Here is a 231-nt window from a genome sequence, read left to right on the forward strand (position 1 = left end):
ATCCTTCAACGCGTCATACAACGAAATGCTGCCTTCTACCGCACGGCGACAACCGGCATAGACGATGTCGTGCGCTTCCTTGCGTCCCGTGTGGGGGGCCAAAGCCATCATCACCGCTTCGGCCACGATCAGCCCCCGGGAATGGTCAAGGTTACGCCCCATATTTTCGGGATAAACCCGCAGACCCTCGAGCATAAATTTAGCCTGGGCCAACATCCCTGAAATCGTGGC

General features: G+C 57.1%; 1 pseudogene. It reads right to left on the minus strand.

The annotated features are described in order from the left end of the window. Window positions 1-231 (minus strand): annotated as a pseudogene (locus A3728_RS17135) (3-carboxy-cis,cis-muconate cycloisomerase); the annotation flags it as partial.

The sequence above is a fragment of the Sulfitobacter sp. HI0040 genome, from assembly GCF_001634885.1.
GTDB lineage: Bacteria > Pseudomonadota > Alphaproteobacteria > Rhodobacterales > Rhodobacteraceae > Sulfitobacter.